At 68.3% G+C, this 21,980-nt stretch carries 23 protein-coding genes; 9 read left to right on the top strand and 14 right to left on the bottom strand.

Annotated elements, in window-relative coordinates; all coding sequences use genetic code 11:
* Nucleotides 1-22: 22 nt before the first annotated feature.
* From ABD255_RS31490 to ABD255_RS31470, 5 genes are read left to right on the top strand one after another with little or no spacing between them, the layout of a single operon-like run.
* Entirely contained in the window at nt 23-1,321 is a 1,299-nt protein-coding gene (locus ABD255_RS31490) for an ABC transporter substrate-binding protein (protein WP_344220427.1), read from the top strand.
* A complete protein-coding gene (locus ABD255_RS31485; RefSeq protein WP_344220426.1) occupies nt 1,318-2,280 on the top strand; it encodes a carbohydrate ABC transporter permease in 963 nt (320 codons plus the stop codon). Before ABD255_RS31490 ends, ABD255_RS31485 begins: the two co-directional genes overlap by 4 nt.
* Nucleotides 2,277-3,119 (top strand): carbohydrate ABC transporter permease, encoded by an 843-nt coding sequence (locus ABD255_RS31480; protein ID WP_344220425.1) that lies wholly within the window; start codon nt 2,277-2,279, stop codon nt 3,117-3,119. The genes ABD255_RS31485 and ABD255_RS31480 overlap by 4 nt, the downstream gene beginning before the upstream one ends.
* Complete coding sequence (locus ABD255_RS31475; protein WP_344220424.1) at nt 3,116-4,531, top strand: GH1 family beta-glucosidase; 1,416 nt, start codon at nt 3,116-3,118, stop codon at nt 4,529-4,531. The genes ABD255_RS31480 and ABD255_RS31475 overlap by 4 nt, the downstream gene beginning before the upstream one ends.
* Entirely contained in the window at nt 4,528-5,541 is a 1,014-nt protein-coding gene (locus ABD255_RS31470) for a LacI family DNA-binding transcriptional regulator (RefSeq protein WP_344220423.1), read from the top strand. The genes ABD255_RS31475 and ABD255_RS31470 overlap by 4 nt, the downstream gene beginning before the upstream one ends.
* A gap of 137 nt (nt 5,542-5,678) precedes the next feature.
* Here the strand turns inward: ABD255_RS31470 and ABD255_RS31465 are convergent, their stop codons facing one another.
* Nucleotides 5,679-5,984, bottom strand: a complete 306-nt coding sequence (locus tag ABD255_RS31465; RefSeq protein ID WP_344220422.1) for an ArsR/SmtB family transcription factor — start codon at nt 5,982-5,984, stop codon at nt 5,679-5,681.
* A 33-nt stretch (nt 5,985-6,017) separates the two neighbouring features.
* Nucleotides 6,018-6,449 carry a MarR family winged helix-turn-helix transcriptional regulator gene (locus ABD255_RS31460; RefSeq protein WP_344220421.1) on the bottom strand — a complete coding sequence of 144 codons (432 nt, stop codon included), beginning with the start codon at nt 6,447-6,449 and terminating at the stop codon, nt 6,018-6,020.
* Nucleotides 6,450-6,526: 77 nt separating this feature from the next.
* Here ABD255_RS31460 and ABD255_RS31455 point away from each other — a divergent pair, with 77 nt between their 5' ends.
* Complete coding sequence (locus ABD255_RS31455) at nt 6,527-7,141, top strand: maleylpyruvate isomerase family mycothiol-dependent enzyme (RefSeq protein WP_344220420.1); 615 nt, start codon at nt 6,527-6,529, stop codon at nt 7,139-7,141.
* Here ABD255_RS31455 and ABD255_RS31450 read toward each other — a convergent pair whose 3' ends face one another.
* Entirely contained in the window at nt 7,142-7,801 is a 660-nt protein-coding gene (locus ABD255_RS31450; RefSeq protein WP_344220419.1) for a response regulator, read from the bottom strand.
* A complete protein-coding gene (locus tag ABD255_RS31445; RefSeq protein ID WP_344220418.1) occupies nt 7,792-8,967 on the bottom strand; it encodes a sensor histidine kinase in 1,176 nt (391 codons plus the stop codon). Before ABD255_RS31445 ends, ABD255_RS31450 begins: the two co-directional genes overlap by 10 nt.
* Before the next feature lie 132 nt (nt 8,968-9,099).
* On the opposite strand from ABD255_RS31445, the gene ABD255_RS31440 reads away from it, so the two are divergent.
* The gene (locus ABD255_RS31440) at nt 9,100-9,780 is read left to right on the top strand and encodes a DedA family protein (protein ID WP_344220417.1); all 681 of its coding nucleotides are present in this window, start codon (nt 9,100-9,102) and stop codon (nt 9,778-9,780) included.
* Between the two features lie 94 nt (nt 9,781-9,874).
* Here the strand turns inward: ABD255_RS31440 and ABD255_RS31435 are convergent, their stop codons facing one another.
* The 10 genes from ABD255_RS31435 to ABD255_RS31390 all read right to left on the bottom strand — a co-directional run bounded on the left by ABD255_RS31435 (nt 9,875) and on the right by ABD255_RS31390 (nt 20,257).
* Nucleotides 9,875-12,406, bottom strand: coding sequence for an ABC transporter permease (locus tag ABD255_RS31435; protein ID WP_344220416.1), 2,532 nt, complete (start codon nt 12,404-12,406; stop codon nt 9,875-9,877).
* A complete protein-coding gene (locus ABD255_RS31430; RefSeq protein WP_344220414.1) occupies nt 12,403-13,251 on the bottom strand; it encodes an ABC transporter ATP-binding protein in 849 nt (282 codons plus the stop codon). The genes ABD255_RS31435 and ABD255_RS31430 overlap by 4 nt, the downstream gene beginning before the upstream one ends.
* Before the next feature lie 101 nt (nt 13,252-13,352).
* The gene (locus ABD255_RS31425) at nt 13,353-14,522 is read right to left on the bottom strand and encodes a condensation domain-containing protein (RefSeq protein ID WP_344220413.1); all 1,170 of its coding nucleotides are present in this window, start codon (nt 14,520-14,522) and stop codon (nt 13,353-13,355) included.
* The gene (locus tag ABD255_RS31420; RefSeq protein ID WP_344220412.1) at nt 14,519-15,556 is read right to left on the bottom strand and encodes a glycosyltransferase family protein; all 1,038 of its coding nucleotides are present in this window, start codon (nt 15,554-15,556) and stop codon (nt 14,519-14,521) included. The genes ABD255_RS31425 and ABD255_RS31420 overlap by 4 nt, the downstream gene beginning before the upstream one ends.
* Entirely contained in the window at nt 15,553-16,446 is an 894-nt protein-coding gene (locus ABD255_RS31415; protein WP_344220411.1) for a phosphotransferase family protein, read from the bottom strand. Before ABD255_RS31415 ends, ABD255_RS31420 begins: the two co-directional genes overlap by 4 nt.
* Entirely contained in the window at nt 16,443-17,390 is a 948-nt protein-coding gene (locus tag ABD255_RS31410) for a Gfo/Idh/MocA family protein (RefSeq protein ID WP_344220410.1), read from the bottom strand. Before ABD255_RS31410 ends, ABD255_RS31415 begins: the two co-directional genes overlap by 4 nt.
* Nucleotides 17,380-18,597 (bottom strand): ATP-grasp domain-containing protein, encoded by a 1,218-nt coding sequence (locus tag ABD255_RS31405; protein ID WP_344220409.1) that lies wholly within the window; start codon nt 18,595-18,597, stop codon nt 17,380-17,382. Before ABD255_RS31405 ends, ABD255_RS31410 begins: the two co-directional genes overlap by 11 nt.
* A gap of 11 nt (nt 18,598-18,608) precedes the next feature.
* Complete coding sequence (locus ABD255_RS31400; protein ID WP_344220408.1) at nt 18,609-18,863, bottom strand: acyl carrier protein; 255 nt, start codon at nt 18,861-18,863, stop codon at nt 18,609-18,611.
* Nucleotides 18,864-18,870: 7 nt separating this feature from the next.
* Entirely contained in the window at nt 18,871-20,046 is a 1,176-nt protein-coding gene (locus tag ABD255_RS31395) for a radical SAM protein (RefSeq protein WP_344220407.1), read from the bottom strand.
* Nucleotides 20,047-20,056: 10 nt separating this feature from the next.
* Nucleotides 20,057-20,257 (bottom strand): hypothetical protein, encoded by a 201-nt coding sequence (locus ABD255_RS31390; RefSeq protein WP_344220406.1) that lies wholly within the window; start codon nt 20,255-20,257, stop codon nt 20,057-20,059.
* Nucleotides 20,258-20,497: 240 nt separating this feature from the next.
* Between ABD255_RS31390 and ABD255_RS31385 the strand changes: the two genes are divergently transcribed.
* Both ABD255_RS31385 and ABD255_RS31380 read left to right on the top strand, forming a co-directional pair.
* Nucleotides 20,498-21,391: an SDR family oxidoreductase gene (locus tag ABD255_RS31385; protein ID WP_344220405.1), complete on the top strand. Its 894-nt coding sequence runs from the start codon at nt 20,498-20,500 to the stop codon at nt 21,389-21,391.
* A 46-nt stretch (nt 21,392-21,437) separates the two neighbouring features.
* A partial coding sequence (locus tag ABD255_RS31380) for a cbb3-type cytochrome c oxidase subunit I (RefSeq protein WP_344220404.1) occupies nt 21,438-21,980 on the top strand: 543 nt, incomplete at its 3' end.

Below are 21,980 nucleotides of genomic sequence, written 5' to 3'. Positions count from 1 at the left end.
AATTCCGAGGAGGGGTCAGGCGATGAGCCAGACGAAGCGGTTCCTGGCTGTCACGGCGGCTGCCGTGACAGCCCTGGGCATGGTCGGGGCATGCAGCAAGAACACGAACGACACCACGCCGGCGGCGGACGGCCAGGTCAACCTCGTCGTCGACACGTTCGGGGACTTCGGCTACAAGGCACTGGTGGCGCAGTACCAGCAGGAACATCCGAACGTGAAGGTCGAGCTGCGCAGCGTGCAGAAGCTCGACGACTACAAGCCCAAGCTCACCCAGTGGCTCGCGGCCGGGTCCGGCGCCGGGGACGTGGTGGCGCTCGAGGAAGGCATCCTCAACGAGTTCAAGACCCAGCCGCAGAACTTCGTCAACCTGGCCGACCACGGCGCGGCCGACCAGGAGGCGAACTTCCTGCCGTGGAAGTGGGAGCTGGGCAAGGCCGGTGCGGACGGTCCGCTGATCGGGCTCGGCACCGACGTCGGCGGCCTGGCGGTCTGCTACCGCAAGGACCTGTTCGCCAAGGCGGGGCTGCCCACCGACCGCGATGCCGTCTCCGCGCTCTGGCCGAGCTGGGACGAGTTCATCACTACCGGCAAGAAGTTCACCGCCGCGAACACCGGCGCCAAGGGCTTCGTCGACTCCGTCACCACCAGCTTCAGCGCGATGCTGTCGCAGGCGGGCGAGACCAACTTCTACGACCGGGACAACAAGCTGGTCGCGGACTCCAACCCGGTCGTGCGGCAGGCCTGGGACACCTCGATGAAGATGGTGTCGGAGGGCGTCAGCGCCAAGATCGCCACCTGGTCGAAGGACTGGGAGGCCGGCTTCAAGAACGGCAGCTTCGCGGTCACCATGTGCCCGTCGTGGATGCTCGGCATCATCAAGACCAACTCCGGCGCCGCGAACGCCGGCAAGTGGGACGTTGCCGCGGTGCCTGGTGGCGGCGGCAACTGGGGTGGTTCGTGGCTCGCGGTACCGACCCAGAGCAAGCACCCGAAGGAGGCCTACGAGCTGGCGAAGTTCCTGACCAGCCCGGACGGTCAGGTGGGCGCCTTCAAGGAGGCCGGTCCGCTGCCCTCGTCGCCGAAGGCACTGGATGACCCGGCGTTCCTGGCGCTGACGAACGACTACTTCTCCAAGGCGCCGGTCGGCAAGATCTTCGGTACCGGAGCGAAGTCGCTCAAGCCGGTCGTGCTCGGCCCGAAGCACCAGGCCGTGAAGGAGCGCGCGTTCGAGCCGGCCATGCAGGCCGTCGAGCAGGGCAAGCTCACCGCCGACAAGGCTTGGCAGCAGGCGCTGAGCAGCGCTGCCAAAGAGGCGAAGTGACCTTTTCCGGCGTCGTCCGGTCGTCGGCGGGAGCACGTGCCGCCGGCGACCGGGTTCCTTGGCGCTCCCGGCTGACCCGCGCGGACGTGAGGTTCGCGCCGTACTTCTTCATCGCGCCGTTCTTCGTGCTGTTCGCCGTCTTCGGGGCGTTCCCGCTGGTCTACACCGGCTGGGTCTCGCTGCACGACTGGCACCTGATCGGTGAACACACGTTCGTCGGGTTCGGCAACTACACCGCGTTGTTCGCCGACCCGGACTTCTGGAACGCGCTGAAGAACACCGTCGGCATCTTCGTGATCGCGACCGTGCCGCAACTGCTGACGGCGCTGGCCGTCGCGAACCTGCTGAACCGCAAGATCCGCGCCCGCACCTTCTTCCGGATGGGTGTGCTGATCCCCAACGTCACCTCGGTCGCGGCCGTCGGCATTGTCTTCGGCCAACTCTTCGCCCGCGACGTCGGCCTGGTGAACTACCTCGTCACCGCCGTCGGCCTGGACGCGGTGGACTGGCAGGCCAACACCTGGTCCAGCTGGATCGCGATCGCCGTGATGGTCGACTGGCGCTGGACCGGCTACAACACGCTGATCCTGCTCGGTGCGATGCAGGCGATCCCGAAGGACCTGTACGAGTCCGCCTCGCTGGACGGCGCGGCGCCTTGGCAGCAGTTCTGGCGGATCACCGTGCCGTTGCTGCGCCCGACGCTGGTGTTCACCGTGATCATCTCCACCATCGGCGGCCTGCAGTTGTTCACCGAGCCGGTGATCTTCGGCAACGGCAAGATGCTCGGCGGCACACTCGGCCAGTTCCAGACGGTCACCATGTACATGTACGAGACGGCGTTCCAGCGCTTCCAGTACGGGTACGGCGCGGCGATCGCCTGGTCCTTGTTCGGCTTGATCGTGGTGTTCTCGCTGGTCAACCTGCTGCTCGTCCGGCGGGCCGCGAGGTGGGCGCGATGAGGGCCGCCTCGATCCGGTTGTGGCGCACCAGCCCGGCGACGTACCTGGCGCTGGTGGTGGGATGTGCGCTCTCGCTGTTCCCGATCTACTGGATGTTCGTCGTGGCCACCCGGTCCAACGACGTGATCAACGACGTACCGCCGCCGCTGCTGCCTGGTGGTGAGCTCGGCGAGAACGTCCGCCGGGTGTTCGCCAACGACCACGCGGCCTTCGCCTACGGGCTGGTGAACTCGCTGGTGGTCTCCAGCGTGGTCACCCTGTCGGTGGTGTTCTTCTCCACGCTGGCAGGGTTCGCGTTCGCCAAGCTGCGGTTCCGCGGCCGCAACGGCCTGCTGCTGGTGATCGTCGGGACGATGATGGTGCCGGTCCAGCTCGGCCTGATCCCGCTCTACATGCTGATGGTGAAGATCGGCTGGAACGGCACCCTGCAAGCGGTGATCGTGCCGTTCCTGGTCAGCGGTTTCGGCGTCTTCATGATGCGCCAGTACGCCGCCGAGGCGATCTCGGACGAGTTGGTGGAAGCCGCCCGGGTGGATGGTTGCTCGACCTTCCGGATCTACTGGAACGTCGTCCTCCCCGTACTGCGCCCCGCCGCGGCCGTGCTCGGTCTGCTCACCTTCATGCAGACCTGGAACGAGTTCATCTGGCCGTACGCCGTACTGGACGCGAACACCCCGACCGTCCAACTGTCGCTCAGCCTGCTGGCGACGGCGTACTACACCGACTACGCGCAGGTCTTCGCGGCGACGGCGCTGGCCACGCTGCCCCTGCTCGCGGTGTTCATCCTGTTCGGCCGCCAGATCATCGGCGGCATCATGGAAGGTGCGATCAAGTCGTGACGACCGACAGCCAGACCGAGCCCGGCACCGGACTGGAGTTCCCCACCGGGTTCCTGTTCGGCGCCGCCACCGCGGCGTACCAGGTCGAGGGCGCGGTGGCCGCCGACGGCCGCGGCCCGTCGATCTGGGACACCTTCTCGCACACGCCGGGCCGGGTGCTCGGCGGCGACAGCGGTGATGTCGCGGTGGAGCACTACCAGCGGTACCGCGAGGACGTCGCGTTGATGGCTGACCTCGGCCTGCAGGCCTACCGCTTCTCCATCTCCTGGCCCAGGGTCCAGCCGGGCGGCCGCGGCGCCCTCAACCAGAAGGGCGTCGACTTCTACTCCAGGCTGATCGACGAACTGCTGGCAGCCGGGATCGAGCCCTGGCCGACGCTGTACCACTGGGATCTGCCGCAACCGCTGGAAGACGCCGGCGGCTGGCCCGAGCGGGACACGGCCAACCGGTTCGCGGATTACGCGGGCGCGATCGCCGCGTCGCTGGGTGACCGAGTGCGGCAGTGGACAACACTGAACGAGCCCTGGTGCTCGGCCTTCCTCGGCTACGGCTCAGGGGTGCACGCACCGGGCCGCCAGGATCCGGCCGCGTCCGTCCGGGCCGGTCACCACCTGATGCTCGGACACGGCCTCGCCACCGGTCTGCTGAGATCCGGTGGCCACCAGGTCGGCGTCACCATCAACCTGTACGACGTCGTACCGGCGAGCGAGCGGGACATCGACCTGGACGCGGCGAGGCGGATCGACGGCCTGCAGAACCGCTTCTTCCTCGATCCCGTGCTGCTCGGCTCCTACCCGGCCGACGTGGTCGCCGATCTCGCGGAGGTGACTGATTTCTCGCATGTCCGGGACGGGGATCTCGCCGTCATCTCGACCCCGCTCGACATCCTCGGCGTGAACTACTACAGCCGGCACGTGGTGACGGGCGAGCCCACCGACGGCGACGACGGGCATGGGGGAGGAGTCGGCACCGCGGCGTCGCCGTGGCCGGGCAGCGAGCACGTGGGCTTCCTCAAAGGAGACCTCCCGGTCACCGCGATGGGTTGGGAGATCCACGCTGAGGGACTCACCGGTGTGCTCGAACGCGTCGCCCAGGAGTATCCGCCGGTGCCGCTCTACGTCACGGAGAACGGTGCGGCCTTCGCTGACGCGCCGGATGCCGACGGCCTGGTCCGTGACTCCGAGCGGATCAGCTATCTGGACGGTCACCTGCGGGCCTGCCGGGCGGCGATCGACTCCGGCGTACCGTTGCGCGGCTACTTCTGCTGGTCGCTGTTCGACAACTTCGAGTGGTCCTGGGGCTACTCGCGGCGGTTCGGCCTGGTCTACGTCGACTACGCGTCGCAGACACGGACGCCGAAGAGCAGCGCGTATTGGTACTGCGATCTGATCCGGGGCAGGGTAGCGACATGACCAAGTCCCGTCCCACCATCGAAACCGTCGCAGCCAGGGCGGGGGTGGGGCGGGGCACCGCTTCGCGTGTGGTGAACGGGTCGTCCCAGGTCAGCCCGGCCGCGCGGGCCGCGGTTCTGAAGGCCATCGACGAGTTGGGCTACGTGCCGAACCGTGCGGCCCGCAACCTGGTCACCCGGCGCACCGACTGTGTCGCCCTGGTCATCTCCGAACCCGGCGAGCGACTCTTCACCGAGCCGTACTTCGCCGGCATCGTCCGCGGCATCAGTTCCGCGATGGCGCAGACACAACTGCAGTTGTGGTTGTCGATGGTGCAGAGCTCGGCCGAGCGGGACCGGGCCGGCCGCTTCCTCAGCAGAGAGCACGTCGACGGCGTGCTGATGCTCTCCCAGCATGCCGACGACCCGTTGCCGGCCCAGGTCCGGGCGAACGGACTTCCGCTGGTGCTGTGTGGACAACCGCTCGGGGGAGCGGACGACCGGCCGGAGGTCAGGGACATCCCCTTCGTCGATGCCGACAACGCGACCGGTGGGCGGCAGGCCGCGCAGTACCTGCTGGATCGGGGTCGTCGCCGGATCGCCTCCATCGCCGGTCCGCAGGACATGTCAGCCGGGGTCGCGCGGTTGCAGGGGTTCCGTCAGGTGGCCGGTGACGAGTTGGTCGAGTACGGCGACTTCAGTGAGGAGAGCGGCGCCAAGGCGATGGCCGCGCTGCTGGATCGGGCGCCCGAACTGGACGCTGTCTTCGCCGCCTCCGATCCGATGGCCTTCGGCGCGATGCGGGTGCTGAAGGCGGCCGGCCGGCGGATTCCGGAGGACGTGGCCGTGATCGGTTTCGACGGTTCTCCGGGTGGCCGGCACTCCGATCCGCCGCTGACGTCGGTCTTCCAGCCGACGGAGGAGATGGGCCGGGAGATGACCCGGCTGCTGCTGGCTCAACTGGCCGGCGACCAACCGGCCGAGCCCCAGGTCATCGTCGAGACGAGACTGGAACTCCGCGGCAGCGCCTGACAACCAACCGGTTGGTTGGCAGCCAGCGAAGACCGCGCGGGACCGCAAGGCCGCATCCCGCAGCGCGACCGGTTGGTTGACAGGCAGCGAAAACCGCGCGGGGGCGCAAGGCCGCGTCCAGCAGCGCGACCGGTTGGTCAGTCCATGCGGTCGAGGTGGGCTTCCAGGGCGTCCAGTCGCCCGCGCCAGAGATCGCGGTACGGCTCCAGCCAACTGTCGATCTCGGCCAGCGGCGCCGGGCGGAGGCGATACCACCGGCGCTGGGCGTCCTGACGTACTTCGACCAGACCGGCGTCGCGCAGTACCCGCAGGTGCTTCGACACGGCCGGCTGGCTCAGCGCGAGCTGCTCGACCAGTTCGCCGACCGGTCGTTCGCCGGTGCGCAGCAGGTCGAGGATGTCCCGTCGCCGCGGCTCCGCCAGCACCTCGAACGTAGTTGCCATACCAGGAATATAACCCGGTCAGCGCGCTGAGGCTCAGGCGTACGGGTCGGTGATCTCGCGCAGGCTGGTGAGGGTCTCGCGGAGTTGTCTGGTCCTGCTCCGGCCGAGGTGAGCGGTCCACTCGGCCTCGATCCTGGCGACCTCGGCGGCGGCGATCGGGATGGTCTCGGCGCCGCGGTCGGTGATCTGGACCAGGCGCGCGCGGGCGTCGGTCGGGTCCGGCACCCGGCGGACGTAGCCGGCTCGTTCGAGTTGGTCGACGAGGAAGCCGGCTGTCTGCTTGGTCACCTGGGCCTGCTCGGCCAGTTCGGTCAGGCGGGTGCCGGTGGAGCCGATCCGCTGAAAGACGCGGGCCTGGGCGGGGGTGAGGTCGTACCCGGCCTGCGCGAGCGCTGCGAACACCCGGGTCTCGAGCGCACGATAGGGGATGAAGAGCAGCAGTCCGAGATTCAGTGGGTCGGCCATGCCGACAGCTTGACTGGTGGTCAGAGAGACTGTCTAATTTAGTCAGAGAGGCTTACTGATTCGGTGGGGTGATCAGGGTGGAGACGGACGAGATCTGGCGGTACGTCGATTCCGAGCGCGCGGCTCTCGCCGACCTGCTGTCCGGCCTGAGCCCGTCCGAGTGGGAGACGCCGTCCGTCTGCCCGGGCTGGACCGTCCGGGACGTCGCCGCCCACGTGATCTCGTCGCCACAGGCGCGGGCCTGGCCGGTGGTGACAGGGATGATCCGGACGCGGGGTGACTTCAACCGGTTCATCTTCGAGGAGGCGCGGCGCGCGGGGGCGCAGTACTCGGGGGAGGAGATCGTCGCGCAGTACCGGCAGTTCGCGGGGTCGCGGAAGCACCCGCTCGGGACGACGCCGGTCGATCCGCTGCTCGATGTGCTCGTGCACACCCAGGACATCGCGAACCCGCTCGGCCGGGAGCACCGGATGCCGCCCGATGCCGCCCGGGCCGCCGCGGAGCGGATCTGGACCAAGTCGTTCCCGTTCAAGGCGCGAAAGCGCCTCGCCGGCCTCAAGTTGATCGCCTCCGATATCGACTGGACGGTCGGCGACGGCCAGGAGATCCACGGTCCGATCGAGGCTCTGCTGCTGCTCGTGAGCGGCCGCAAGACCTCCAAGCTCTCAGGTGCCGGAATCAGCCGGCTCTAGTCAGGTGCCGAGGTAGTGGAGGATGGCGAGGACTCGGCGGCTGTAGCCGGTGACGTGGTTGAGGTCGAACTTGTCGAAGATCGAGTTGATGTGTTTCTCGACGGCGCTGGTGGAGATGAAGAGTTCCTCGGCGATGCGGCCGTTGACGTGCCCCTCGGCCATCTTCGCCAGCACGTCCCGCTCGCGGGTGGTGAGCTTGCTGAGCGGATCCGTGTGCGTCGTCCGGGCCAGCAGTTGCCGGACCATGCTCGGCTCGAAGGCGACTCCGCCGGAACCGACCCGGTCGAGCGCGGCGAGCAGTTCGTCGACCTTCATCACCCGGTCCTTCAGCAGGTAGCCCACGCCGTCCTGCTCCGACGTGATCAGTTCCGTCGCGTACGCCGCCTCGACGTACTGCGAGAGGACGAGTACGCCGACCGACGGCCATCGCTCCCGGATCGTCAGCGCGGCCCGCAACCCTTCGTCTGTGTGCGTCGGCGGCATCCGGACGTCCACCACGACGACGTGCGGCAGCCGATGCTCGCCGGCGGCGGTTTCCAGCGCGGCGAGGAGGGCGTCTCCGTCGGCGACCGCGGCGAGCACCTCATACTGCTCCTCGACGAGCAGGCGGACCATCCCCTCGCGGAGCAGGACGTTGTCTTCGGCCAGCATCACCCGCATGGCAGCTCCGCTCGGATGACGGTCGGCCCGCCGACGGGGCTGTGGATGCTGAGCAGGCCGTCACGGGCCGCGACCCGCCCGGCCAGACCGGTGAGCCCGCGGCCGCCTGGCTCGGCTCCGCCCTGCCCGTCGTCGGTCACGGTGATCACCACGACGTCCCCGGGTAGCTGAGTCAGCGTGATCTCTATCTTGTTGGCGCCCGAGTGCTTGGCGGCGTTGGTGACGGCCTCGGAGATGACGAAGTAGGCCACGGTCTCCACGGCCGGCGGCGGGCGATCGGGCAGCTCGTACCGCACGGTCACCGGGATGCTCGACCGCGCGGCCAGTACTTCGATGACGTCGCGCAGGCCGAGTTGGTCGAGCACCGTCGGGTAGACCCGCCAGGCGACCTCGCGAAGGTCGTTCAGCGCCTGCTCGGACTCCTCATGCGCCTGTCGCACCAACTCGGCAGCCCTCGCCGGGTCCTTGGCCCGCCGGGCGCGACTGAGCAGCAGGCCCAGCGCCACCAGACGCTGCTGAACCCCGTCGTGCAGGTCCCGCTCGATCCGGCGGCGCTCGTCGTTGACCACCTCGACCACCTCAGCCCGGCTGAGGGTGAGCTCCGACACCCGTCGCGCGAGCACCTCCTCGGCCGAGGGGGCCAGATAGCGCCGCGCGAGCCGGGTGTCGAGCACCGGGACGCCGATGATGCCCATCACATTCAGATAGAGCAGCAGGACACCGGGGATGAAGGCGAGCGCGATCATCCCGGCGCTGATCCGGTCCTCGCCGTCCTCGATCAGCGCCCACGGACCGCCGATGAGCCAGGCCGACAGCATCGACCCGGTCACCACCAGGCCGAACAGCAGCACCAGGAGCACCAGCCCGCCGAGTGCGCCGACCGGCCAGCGGCGGGCGACGTACCGGAAGGCGTTGCGGTCGGAGTACGGGCCGAGGTCGCGGACCTGGTGGAAGCGGCTCAGCCGGCGCTGCTCCAGCACGGCCAGTTGCCGCGCGCAACGATGGCCGAAACCGGCGACGGCCGCGCGTGAACTAGGCACGGCCAGCATCGGGAGCAGGCCGAGGCCGGACACCAGCAGGAAGCCGGCCTCGACGACGGCGAGCAGGGAGCCGAGGAAGATTCCGGCCAGCGCCAGCCCCGCTCGCCGCACCCCTCGAAGCCGCATACGGGCCAGGTTAGTGGGCACAGGACGAGAGCGGACTGTGGTTTTCCACAGTTCTGTACTGTGGAAAAGCCGAGGAACGACGACGGTCGACCGCAGGGTGCGAGCGGGTTTCGCAGCCCTAGCGTCGATGCCATGACCCCGACGAACCAGGTGATGATGACCGCGCTGGCGCTGGCGACGCAGCAACCGACCGAGGGAGTGGCCGGTTGGGCCATCGAGATGATGGAGAAGCTCGGTGCCCCCGGTGCCGGGCTCGCGGTGGCGCTGGAAAACCTGTTCCCGCCGCTGCCGAGCGAGGTGATCCTGCCGCTGGCCGGGTTCGCGGCGAACCGGGGCGACCTGGGGCTGGTCAGCGCCATCGTCTTCACCACCCTCGGCTCCGTGATCGGCGCCCTCGCCCTGTACGGCGTGGGCGCGGCGCTGGGCCGGAACCGTACGCGCGCGCTGGCCGGGCGGCTGCCACTGGTCAAGGTGGAGGACATCGACAAGGCCGAGGAGTGGTTCGCCAGGCACGGGGCGAAGGCGGTGCTGATCGGCCGGCTGGTACCCGTGGTGCGCAGCCTGATCTCCGTCCCGGCTGGGGTGGAGCGGATGAGGGTGCCGCTCTTCCTGGCGCTGACCGCGTGCGGGAGCCTGGTGTGGAACTCGGCGCTGATCCTCGCCGGCTACGGGCTGGGCGAGCAGTGGCACGTGGTGGAGTCGTCCGTCGGCATCTTCCAGTGGGTCGTGCTCGCCGCGGCGGTGGCCGCGGTGGCGTGGTTCGTGATCGTCAAGGTCAAGGCCCGGCGTTCGGCAGCTGAGAAAGTCGAGTAGCGCGCTCAACTTTGGTTAGGCTCGAGACGAGCTCCCCAGTAACACCAGAAAGCTCCAGAGGACTGGCCTCTGGAGCTTTCTGGCGGTTGGGCCGCTAGTCCGCGCGAGCTGCGGCTTCGGCGGGCCGGCTCTTGAGGACCGTGGTGGCGGGGACGAGGGTGGACAGGAGGCTCAGGGCGAAGGCGATTCCGATGATGATCAGGTAGATCCAGATCGGGCCGCTCGGCAGGACCGAGTTGGAGACCGCCGCCGAGAACGGCATCAGGGAAGTCAGCGCTACGAGCGTGCCCAGGGTGATCCCGGCCAGCGCCACCAGCACGCCCTCAGTGGTCAGCATCCGGAGGACCTGGCCGCGGGTGGAGCCCGTGAGGCGTTGGAGGCCGAACTCGCGGCGCCGACGGACTGTCGCCGATGCCAAGGTGTTGATCACCGATACCGCGGTGTAGGCGATGAGCATGCCGACCAGGAGGTAGTTCACCCAGGCCTGGGTCTGCAGGTCTTCGCCGTTCCCGGCGATCAGCGCATCCCGATCAGCCACCTGTACTCCGGGGGTGCCCGCGGCCAGCTTCGCCAGCTCGGGTCCGAGGGAGGCGCCGGGGGCGAACCGGACCAGGATCTGCTGCGCCATCCGGTCCGTGGTGTGGGCGGCGAGCAGGTCGGCCGGGAGGACGAGGCTTTCGTAGCCGCGTTCCGCCGCGAAGGTCGCGACCACCCGCAGGTCGACGGAGGCGCCGTCGCCCAGCGTCATCTTGATCGAGGAACCGACGCCACGATCGATCTTCGACGCCACCCGGTCGGGCAGTGCCACGGTCGAGCCGGTCAGGTCCTCGAGAGAACCCGAGGTCAGGCGGACAGGCGCGGTACCGTCTGGTCCTTGGGCGGTGAGGCCTTGCAGCGGGGCACCCTCCTCGTCGAAGGGCGCGTTGCGTGGTTCGTCGATCACGCCGAGGCTCGTGACATAGGCGGAAGCACTCGCCACGCCGGGCAGCGCCTGCACCTGAGGGAGCAGCGACGACGCGAGACCGGATGCCGTCGAGACGAGCACGGCGTCGGCGCGGAGATCCTTGGTGAACGCCTTGGCCGCCGCGTCGACCTGCGTGGTCTGCATGTAGATGTTGGCGGTGGCGATCCCCACTGCCAGCATCACCGGCATCACCGCGGCTGACATCGCCACCGATCGTGCCGTCACGTTGAGGATCGCGAGTCGCCCGTTGACCCGGCTCACGGCGTACAGGGGCCAGCGGAGCAGGAAGAGCACGGCCTTCGTGGCCGCCGGACCGAGGAGCGCGACGCCGATCGCCCAGCAGAGCACGGCAGGACCAGCGGTCGCGCCGGCCAGCGGGCCGGTCATGACGGTCGCGGTCACGATCGCCAGCGCCAGCCCGCCGCCGAGGAAGAGCACCCCGAAGACCAGCCGCACCCAGCTGAACCACTTGCGTTCCAGCGAGGCCTCGGCCAGTGCCTCGACCGGCCGGATCTTCGCGGAGCGGCGTCCCGCGATCAACGCGGCACCGACAGCAGCCAGTACTGCGGCGCCCGCGCCGGCCGCGAACGGGATCAAGCCCTGGTAGAAGGTCACGTCGGACGACGCCACCCCGTTAGCGCCGAGCTGGTCGAACAGCCAGCGACCGAGCAGCAACCCCGGCAGTACGCCGACGACCACGGCCGGCAGGGACACCATCATCGCCTCGCCCAGGATCATCCGCCGGACCTGGCCCGGCGTCGTCCCGATACTCCGCAACAGAGCGAACTCGCGGGCCCGCTGCTGTGCCGACAGGGCCAGCGTGGACGCGACGACGAACATCATCGTCATCGCCGCGATCCCGCCGAAGGACCCCGCGACCGCGATCAGCGTGGTCTTCTTCTGCACCGCTTCGAGGTGCTCGACCAGGCCGCGATCGATGCCGGTCAGCGCCGATACGCCCCCGTCGGCCTTCTCGATCTGCTTCCGCAGTCCCTTCAGGTCGGTGCCGGGAGCAACCAGTACTCCGAGCGCCGCGTACTGCCCCGGCCGGTTGGCGAGGCGCGTGGCGTCGTCGGTGGCGAAGAAGGTGTGGCCGGCCGGGCCGTCGGCGATTCCGCTGACGGTGAAGGTCTTCTGCTCACCCTGGGCGAGCAGGCTCACCGGCTTGCCGACCTGAGCGCCGAGCGAGCGAGCGGTGGCGGAGTCGAGGACGACCTCGCCGGAGCGCGGTGCGATGCCCGACTGCAGGTGGTAGGGCGCGAGTCGCGCCGAGTCCCACGCATGCCCCTGCCCTCCGGGCACGGGGGAAGCGCTCCCGGCCCCCGCGCCGGTTTGCTTGAGGACGGGGGCGGGGAAGGTCAGGTCGCCGATGACGTCCGTGACGCCGTCGAACGCGCGGATCTTGTCCACCAGCGCGGCGGAGACGCCGACCTGCTCCGTCAGCGGGGTGGCGTCCTCGGCGCCGGGGCGCAGGTGGCTCATCTTGCCGGTGACGACGAGCGGGGCCGCGGCGAGCCGCTCCGGCGGCACGTTCGAGCGGATCCCGGTCTCCATCAGACCGCCGCAGGCGAGCACGATCGCCGTCCCGAAGACGACGGCGACGAAGGTCGCGATGAAACCACTTTTGCGGTAGCGCAGCGTGCGAACGGCCAGCCGCATCATCGTCCGGCCGCCTGAGCAGCGAGCGCGGCCTGGGCGTGGACGTCGCGAGCGTAGGCCTCGCGGGCCTGCGCGTCGCGGGCGGAGCGGGCGCCCAGGTGGGTCATCCGGTCGGCGACCTGCTCGGCCGTCGGCGCGACCAGGTTGCCGGCCAGGACGCCGTCGGCGAGGAACACCACCTGGTCGGCGTACGAGGCCGCGACCGGGTCGTGCGTCACCATCACCACGGTCTGGCCCTGGCTGCGGACCGGCTCGCGGAGGAGTTCGAGGACGTCCGCGGCGGTCTGGGTGTCCAGTGCGCCGGTCGGCTCGTCGGCGAAGATCACCGCCGGCCTCGCGACCAGCGCCCTGGCGATCGCCACCCGCTGCTGCTGGCCGCCGGACAGCTCGCCCGGCCGGCTCTTGTACTTGTCGCCGAGGCCGACGCGGTCGAGGACCTCGCGGACGGCGGCGCGGTTGGTGCGGCGTCCGTCCAGTTCCTGCGGCAGGGTGACGTTCTGCCAGACGGTCAGCGCCGGCAGCAGGTTGAACGACTGGAAGACGAACCCGATCCGCTCCCGGCGGAGCTCGGTCAACTGCCGCTCGTTCAGCCCGGCCAGCGGCCGGCCGTCGATGGCGACCGCGCCGGAGGTCGGCCGGTCCAGTCCCGCGGCGCAGTGCAGGAAGGTGCTCTTGCCGGAACCCGACGGTCCCATCACCGCGGTGAAGGTGCCGCGCGCGAAGCTGATGCTGATGCCGTCGAGCGCGGTCACGGCGTTGCCGCCCCGCCCGTACACCCGGCGTACGTCCTGCAGGACGACCGAGTCGCCCGTCCTGCTGTTGCTGATATCGGCGTGCTTGCGCCTCATGGCTACCCCTCTTGTGCTCCCGACTGACGAGCACGACGCTACGGACGCGCGGGCGGCGTCCCCAGGGAGTTGGGCAGCCGGTCGGGGTAGGCCTACCTCCCCTATTCGGCCAGGAGATAAGTCCGGAACCCCGACCGCACCTGGTGGACCAGGGGCTCGGTCCAGTCGATGCCGTCGGCACTGAAATGGCCAGTCAGTACGCCGTCCGTCGTCTTGCGGACCCGGATCGCCATGGCATCGGCGAGCCCGGTGTCCTTGGGCCCTGCCGCAGAGACGACCTTGGCGCTCACCGGGCCGAACCGGAACAGCCCGGGCCACTGCTGTGGCACGTACTCGAAGAACGGCGTCCGAGGCCTGTTCTCGATCCAGGCGTTGACCTCGGAGCTAGGGAACCGCGCATACCGACCGCAACCCACCACCGCCTCCCGTACTGCGGGAACGTCCGCCGCCAGTGATCCGCCAGGACGCGGTACGGCCAGGAACGACGGCACGATGCAGGGACCGAGCACTCGCTGCCAGGCGGGCCGATCGCGCTTGCCGAACAGCGTGGTGAAGAGAAAGGTTTCTCCGGCACCGACGTGCGGGTTCATGCCGTGCGTGAGAGCCGCGAGGAAGGTGATGAGCGGAGTTCCGCGATGCTGCCTGGTCAGCCGCTCGACGGTCTCCACCTCGCTCGCAGTCAACAGGTCCTCGCGGAAGGCCAGTGCAGAGCCAGGTGAACCCGCCGGCTGTTGGCAGACCTTCGCATCGCCCACCCGGCTCTTCCACCAGTCGTGGGCATTGTCTCGAATCCGGCGGGCCTGCTCGGCTTCAGCCATCGAGTACTGCCAGTACTGCGCCTCAACCGGCGGCAGCGACTCCCCAGCCAGAGCAGCGGTGTACCCGGCAGCCAGCTCGCTCACCGTCTCCCACAAGGTCACCGGGTCAGACACCAGGTGATGCAAGTGGAGCGCGAGTTCGGTCCCCGCCAGCCGCAACCGGACGGGCGTCTCAAGAGCAACAGGTGCATGAGTAGCCACCTCGTCGATCACCTCAAGTGCCGCGCGCGGCTCTGGGTGGACGAGCTGGAGCCGGTCGTCGAGGATCTCGGTACGCAGCGCCTCATGCCGCCGCTGCAGCGAGTGGAACGTCCGAGCCAGCACGTCGGCATCCAGCTCACCGTCCAGCGACAGCACCGCGTTCATGGTGAACCACGGGCCCTTCGTAAAGCCTGGCCTGCCTTCGTCCAGCTCCAGAGCGAAGGTCTGCCACAGCGAGGTCGGGTGCCTCACAGCAGCGCCTGGGAGTAGTCGGCGACCTCAGCGGCGAGCAGAGCTTGATGAAGCTCCTCCAGCACCTCTACAGCGAAGTCCTTCTGCTGCCACTGCTCGAAGGAGATCCCGAACCCCAACTCGATCCACAAGTCCGCGTTGCGCTGCTCATGCGCCCCGAACGGCTCCAGCAGGACAGCAGGCGTTGCAGACCAGAGGGAGTCGAGCAGGGTTCCACCACCCGGCTTGCTCACCGTCGCCAGCGCTTGCCGGCACAGGTCGAACGAACCGTGGTGGCCGCGGCGCTGGTGATAGACCGGTGTCCGGCCGGGCAAGACCTCACCGAACGGCGGATAGCCGTTGTCGAGCCACGGATGCCACGACGGATCGATCATGAAGTAGCGGACGCCCTCGCCCGCCAGATCCTGGTCCTCATACGCGACCACGTCCAGCGAGAACCCGCTCTCTGACAGCTCGGCAGCGCGCTCACGATAGGTGCCCATGCCCCAGCCGCCGCCGTGGACGAGCAACCGCTGGTCCCGCCGACTCCACGGCACTGCGGGCTCACGCGACACCGGAATGCTGCAGGGAATCCGCAACCTGTCAGCGTCCGCCAGCCAGACGTGCCGCACCGGCAGCGACGTGGTGCCCGCCTTGTCGAAGGATGGCGACTGCACCGAGTCCACGTGACACACGTCGACCGGGACAGCGCCGTACTGCGTGACGTAGCGCTCGACCAGCGAGAGCCAGAAGCCCGAGAAGACCACGAATCGGCTGACACCCCGCTCCTGCCAGCTCTGGAAAAGTCGGCAGACGGCTGGTTCGTCTGTCGAGACGGCAGCGTTGCGAGCAAGTTTCTGCCCGGCCAGTGCGACCCGAAAGTCGCGGTGGAACGCCTGCTTGGAGCGGGCTGTCGTCGCCAGGGTCTCGGCCGGCATGAGGCGCTCCAGCACCGAGACGTTCGCAGTACCGCCTTGTTCCCTGAGGCGGTCGGCCAGGAGCAGGCCGGGTACGTGGACGCCCAGGGCGACTCCAGAGGTGAGGATCTCGATCACAGCGAGTCCAGTTCCTTCACGAGGTGACGCAGGATCAGCTTCACCATCGCTTCGCGCTCCGGACCCTCGTAGCCGCGCGGCGTCCCCTCGACCAGCATGATCAGGTATAGGTAGATGCGATAGAGCGTGAGCCTCTCGCCATCCACTACAGATCCGTAGCCCGCCATCAGATCGTCGTCGAGAGTGCTGAAGAGCGACAGCGAGACGAACTCGGCCGCCGGGTCGCCCCAGAACGCACGTTCGCCGTCGACCAGCCCGGTGATCCGCCCATCTTCCACCAGGATGTTGCCGTCCCACAGGTCGAAGTGGATCAACCGCGGACTCTGTACTGCGTCCAGCAGGTCCACCCGGTCGAGCACGAGTTTCCAGATCTGCGCGGCCGGCCGGGGCAGCTCCACCCTGAACCGCTCGGCATCGGCGAGCACGTCATCCACCATCGACAGGAACGCGTCGCTCCAGGTCGCGACCAAGCCCTTCTGGGGATAGCCGAACCCGGTGCCGGTGATCTCGTGCAGGCTCGCGACGATCCCGCCGAGCTCGCGCCTCAGCCGAGCTCGCTCCGCGCCGGCGATCCCCGCGCTCTGCATCGTCGTACCGGGCAGGGCCGTCATCAGCAGGTAGTCGTCGCCGCTGTGCACGACCTCGGGAACGGGGGCCTTGCCGAGCGCCGCGCGATAGAACTCCGCCTCGGTATGGATCAGGTCGTGCTCATGGCTCAGCACCGGAGCGTCGGGATCGGGGGAGAGCTTGAGGATGAGGTCGTTCCCGAGCCGGTAGACGGTGTTGTACGTGCCCTCGGTCAGCTCCTCGACGGAGTCGACCGGATCGACGCCGCACTCCTTCAGGAGATCGTCGAGCTCCGCACGATCGAGCTGCCGTTTGTTGCTCATCCCTGCTCCTTGCGACGTCGTGCGTCCTGGTAGATGTCGGCCATGAGCGCGATCCGCGGCGCCGCGGCGGCGAGATCGTCGGTGCTGCTGTTCATGATGCGCTCCAGCTGGCGGTCGTAGTACGCGACCGGGGGGAAGCCGATCACCTGCCGCTCACCGTCGGCAGGCGTGACGATCAGGTTGACCGGTACCGCGCCGGCCGCCGGCCGGAGGAAACTGCGCACCTTGACCGTGGCCTGCTGGAAGGTGAAGACGTGATCGGACACGTGCTGCTCGCCGACCGCCGCGGTCAGCGTCGCCGTGGCAGCTGTTGCCCAGCGCAACGAAGCGGTGAAGGAGCGGTCCACGCGGTCGGGACCGTCGAAGTCCGACCTTCCCTCGGCCGACACCACGTCCAGGCCGACCGTCGCCTGGACTGCCTGCAGCCAGTAACTCGCGGTATCGAAGAAGATCCCGCCGCCGAGCTCGGGCCGATCCCGATACCCACCAGACGCCGGTACTGCGAACGTCATCCGCGTCTCGACCGACTCCAACCGCCCGTACGGCTGCTCCTCGACGTACCCGCGTACGGTGTCCTGCCACTCGTGCGCCGTCGCCACCGCCTCGAAGACCTGGACGTCTGTCGCCGCGAACTCGAGCTCGGCGACCTCCTCAACGGTGAGGCAGAGCGGCTTCTCCACGATCACGTGCTTGCCCGCGACGGCGGCACGGACGGCCCAGCGGTGATGTGCCGAGTTGTGGAGTGAGATGTAGACCGCTTTTATCGAAGGATCCGCCAGCAGAGCGGCGTAGTTCTCGTGCACCACCGGGATCCCGTGCTGGGTGGCGTATTCCTTGGCCCGGACGGGATCGCTCGCCGCGACCGCGCGAACGTGGACGCCGGGGCGGAGCATTGTTCGGGCGGCGATCCCGGTCGCGCCGATCAAGCCGATCTCAAGCGGCATCGGTCATCCCTCGTGGTGTCAGGCCGGCCGTGGTGATCTCGGCCAGCAGGCGTTGCCGCCAGCGACGGATCTCGCCGGCTGGGCAGAAGATGGCGACGTAGACGCGTCCGCCGGGTGCGGCGATCGTGCTGCCGTTCAGCACGACGATGCCCGGGGTGGAGCCGCCCTGGTGCAAGATCCCGCCGAACGCGGTGAACACGTCGTCGATGGTCTTGCCCGGCGCGACGTTCAGCTCGAGCTGCCAGAGGTGCCCGGTCAGCCCGTACTGCGTGGCTCGGCGGTGAAGGTGGACCGCGAGCAGGCCTAGGGACTGCCTGGCGTTGATCTCGAGGATGGGGATCAACGTGCCGTCCTCGAGGATCATGGAGTCGACGCCGACTGGTCCGGAGTACCCGGCTTTGGTGAGGGCGGGGACCACCTGAGCGAGCGTCTCGGCGTACTGGTTCGGGTCGATGAGGGAAGGTGGTGCCGGGCTGGAGCCGAAGTGCCGGAAGCCGCGGTTCGTCATCTGCTGGATGCCGAGGAACTCCCAGGTGCCGTCCAAGGCGATCTCGAGGTGGCCGGAGAAGTCGTGCTGCTTGCGGAACTTCTGCTGCACGAGGAGCTCGACTCGCAGGCCTTGGTCGACCTGCCGGCGTAGTACTCGCTCGATTGCTTTGAGGACGCCGGGGGAGGGGACGTCGAGGAGTGCGCGCCCCGATACGCCGTACGGGTCCTTCACCACGGCGCGGAAGCCGAGCGCGGTGACGGCCTCGACAAGCTCATCCGTACTCCGGACGACCCGCCCGGCGCCGGGAAGCCCGAGTCTGCGGACCAGGTCGTTGGACCAGGACTTGGAGTTGACCTCGGCAACAACCTCCGGTGCCGGCAGCAACTGCTCTGCCAACGTCCAGGTCTCCGGCAGCACTGCGTACGGTTTGATGCTCGCGCCGCGGATCTCCGCCATGATCCTGCGGCTCCCCAACACATGCCGCTCCACCGGCCCGGGCCCAGGATCACCGACAGCCAGATGGTCGAAGGTGAAGCCGAGCCCCTCGCGGACGGCGGCGGCCATCGGGCGCCTCGTGATCAGCAGATCACCAGGCTCGCAGAAGCCGGCCAGTAGCTCGTCCATCGCGTCGACGGCGGGATCGCTCCCGCCGCCGATCGCCGGCAGCGCCGCCAACTCACGCGGCCGCCACCAAGCCTCCGCATCGAACGTCCCCAACCGAACAGTCCTCATTGCACGGGTGCGGCCAGGCGGGCTACGAACGTACTGAACTGACGGACCGAGCGGAGATCATCCAACTGCAGCTGCGGATAGTCCAGCTCCAGATCGAACTCGTCCTCGATCGCCAGCAGGAACGTGATCGTCTGCAGTGAGTCCAGCCCGTACTGCTCGACCAGATCCGCCTCCGACCCGATTTCCTCCGCGCTGATGCCGTTGTCCAGCACCTTCGCGAGCACGCGCTTGACCCTGTCCTCGATCTCCATGAAAGGCTCACACTCCGTTCAGGTAAAGGAGAATGCACTTCGAGCAGACCGGCATCATCCCGTTCTCGGACATGATCCGGCGGACCTCGCGGAACGACTGGCTCTGCCACAACTCACCAACCGGTTGGTTGTAGAGATTGCCGACGACGAACTCCGGGAAGAACTTGCACGAGCTGACCGCGCCGTCGGCGTGCACCTCCATCCGGTTCGACACCGCGAGGCACTTGCTCCGGTGCTGGGCCGGCCGCGACGTACCGAGGATGAAGTCGGTCACCTCGTCGTCCTCCAGTTGCGGCTGGTAGCGCAGCCGCACGTTCCAGGCGCGCGACGCCAGCCGGGCCATCGAGTCACGCAGATCCGGCAGCAGTTCCTCGGGCAGCCGGTAGGTGTAGGAGTGCCAGGTCGGCCGCCTGGTGCCGGTGTGCGGCTGCAGCCAGGCGAAGGACTGCTCGTACAGCCGGTCCATCGCGGCAGCGACCTCGGGGCTGATGTACCACGGGAACTGGAAGTAGACCGTGTTCACGCCGAGTTCCTCGGCCCACTCCATGAACTCGTACATCTTGTGTACGGTGACGTGGCTGACCATGCAGGACAGCGAGAGCTCGCCGTCCCACTCGCCCTTGCGCTTCAGGTCCAGCATCAGCTGGATGTTCTCCATCGTGCGCTGGAAGGTGCCGCGGCCGCGCAGCGCCTCGTGGTCCTCGCCGAGCCCGTCCAGGCTGACCAGCAGGTTGAGGTTCTCGCCGATTCGCAGCAGGTCGTCGAGCTTGCGCTTGAAGAGCAGGCCGTTCGTGCACATGTTGACGGTGCGCGGGTACTTCTCCAGCAACTCCGCGACTCGGTCGAACCTGGTGTGCATCAACGGTTCGCCGCCCCAGAGGAACAGCTTCGAGCGGACCGGCGCCGTCGTACGCAGTACGTCCTCGACGACCTCGAGGTCCAGTTCGGTCTTCTGCTTCTGGGCGCTGAAGTCGCGGAAGAAGCCCTGCTCGTTCCACTGGTAGCAGTGGGTGCAGCGCAGGTTGCAGCGGTAGGTCAGCTGGAGACTGACCTCCTGCGGCAGCGGCGCGGCGTAGCTCGGGTCGAGCAGCAGGTTCTTGCGCGCCTTGGACCGAATCGACACGGTGTGTTTGATGTCGGCGAATTCCTTGGTGTTCAGCGTTCGCGTCGTGACTGGACGCATCCGACCTCCCTCAGGCTGGCGTTGATCTCCCGACTGACAGCACGCTGGCTCCGGCGATCACCCCTCCCGTCGCGAGCACGAGGACGAGCCCCGTGCACGTCCCGAACCGCTCACCCAGTACGCCGCCCGCCAGGCCACCGGTGATCGCTCCGAGGGGCCAGTACCACGGGAAATCCGTCCCGGCCGGAGCCGTTCCCACCGTCGTACCCATCGCACCTCCGACTCCCCAGCGCCGTGGCGTGCCTAGGCCCTCGCGTCCCTCCCGCTTAGTTCAAGACCTGAAATAAGACTCCGGACAACCTAACCGGGTAAGTCGCGAGTCTCAACCCCTCCGTCATAACTCGATCGCTGAGAGTCGCGAAGTCGGAAACAGCTTCAGTTTCGTCAGGGGATGTTGATCGCCGCTCCACCGGGGTACCCGGGGCTCACAGCGAACCGACAGGAGGCGACGATGGCCGACCAGCATGCGCAGACCGATCCGACGCGGCAGTTCGCAGGACCGGAGAAGCAGGGCAAGGAGCAGATCGAGCACCCGGGAACCACCGACGCCATGCGGCACCAGCCGGACCACGGCGAGGAGAGCTACCGCGGGTCGGACAAGCTCACCGGCAAGAAGGCCCTCATCACCGGCGGCGACTCCGGGATCGGGCGGGCGGTGGCGCTGGCCTATGCGCGCGAGGGGGCTGATGTGCTCATCACCTACCTCGGCCCGGAGAAGGCCGACGCGCAGGAGACCCAGCAACTCGTCGAGTCCGCCGGCCGTCGCTGCGTGATCGAAGAGGTCGATCTGCGCGAGGAGGCAGCCTGTCAGGCCGTCGTCGCCCGGGCGGTGGAAGAGCTCGGCGGGCTGGACATCCTGGTGAACAACGCCGCGTACCAGATGTCCCAGGAAGGCATCGCCGAGATCACCACGGAGCAGTTCGACCGGGTCTACAAGACCAACGTCTACGCGATGTTCTGGCTCTGCAAGGCCGCGCTGCCGCACCTGGGGCCGGGATCCGCCATCATCAACACATCCTCGATCCAGGCCTACGAGCCGTCGCCGAACCTGCTCGACTACGCCAGTACGAAGGCGGCCATCATCAACTTCACCAAGGGCCTGGCCCAGGAACTGGCACCGCGGGGGATCCGCGTCAACGCGGTGGCGCCCGGCCCGATCTGGACTCCGCTGATTCCCGCGACCATGCCGGCCGAGAAGGGCGACCAGTTCGGTGCGGACACCCCGCTCGGCCGGGCCGGCCAGCCCGCGGAACTGGCGCCGGCGTACGTCTTCCTCGCCTCGCAGGAGTCGAGTTACATCACCGGCGAGCGGATCGGGGTCACTGGGGGCAGACCGCTGCCCTGATTCCTGGTATTCCTGAGGGTAGTGCGGGTGCGGTCGAGGAGGGGTGATGGTAGACGTCATTCAGCATCGCCGGGAGGCAACTGTCGGCGGGGCGGTGGTCCAGCGCCGCAGCCTGGGGCGGGTCGCGGTCCGGCTGCTCACCACCACCGACCACAAGGTGATCGGACATCTGTACCTGATCACCTCGTTCGCGTTCTTCCTGTTCGGCGGCGTGATGGCGCTGCTGATCCGGGCGGAGTTGGCCCAGCCGGGGCTGCAGATCGTGAACGAAGAGGTCTACAACCAGCTGTTCACCATGCACGGCACGATCATGCTGCTGCTGTTCGCGACGCCGCTGTTCGTCGGCTTCGCGAACGTGATCATGCCGGTGCAGATCGGCGCGCCCGACGTGGCGTTCCCGCGGCTCAACATGTTCAGCTATTGGCTGTTCCTGTTCGGCGGCCTGATCGCGTCAGGCGGGTTCCTGACCCCAGGTGGCGCGGCCGATTTCGGCTGGACGGCCTATACGCCACTGTCCGACGCGGAGCGTTCGCCGGGTGTCGGCGGTGACCTGTGGATCATGGGTCTGTGGATGGCCGGTCTGGGCACG

This window comes from Kribbella sancticallisti (assembly GCF_039530625.1).
In the GTDB taxonomy this organism is placed as follows: Bacteria; Actinomycetota; Actinomycetes; order Propionibacteriales; family Kribbellaceae; genus Kribbella; species Kribbella sancticallisti.
The sequence above is the reverse complement of the archived record's forward strand: the minus strand, read 5'-3'. Positions and strand labels throughout refer to the sequence as shown.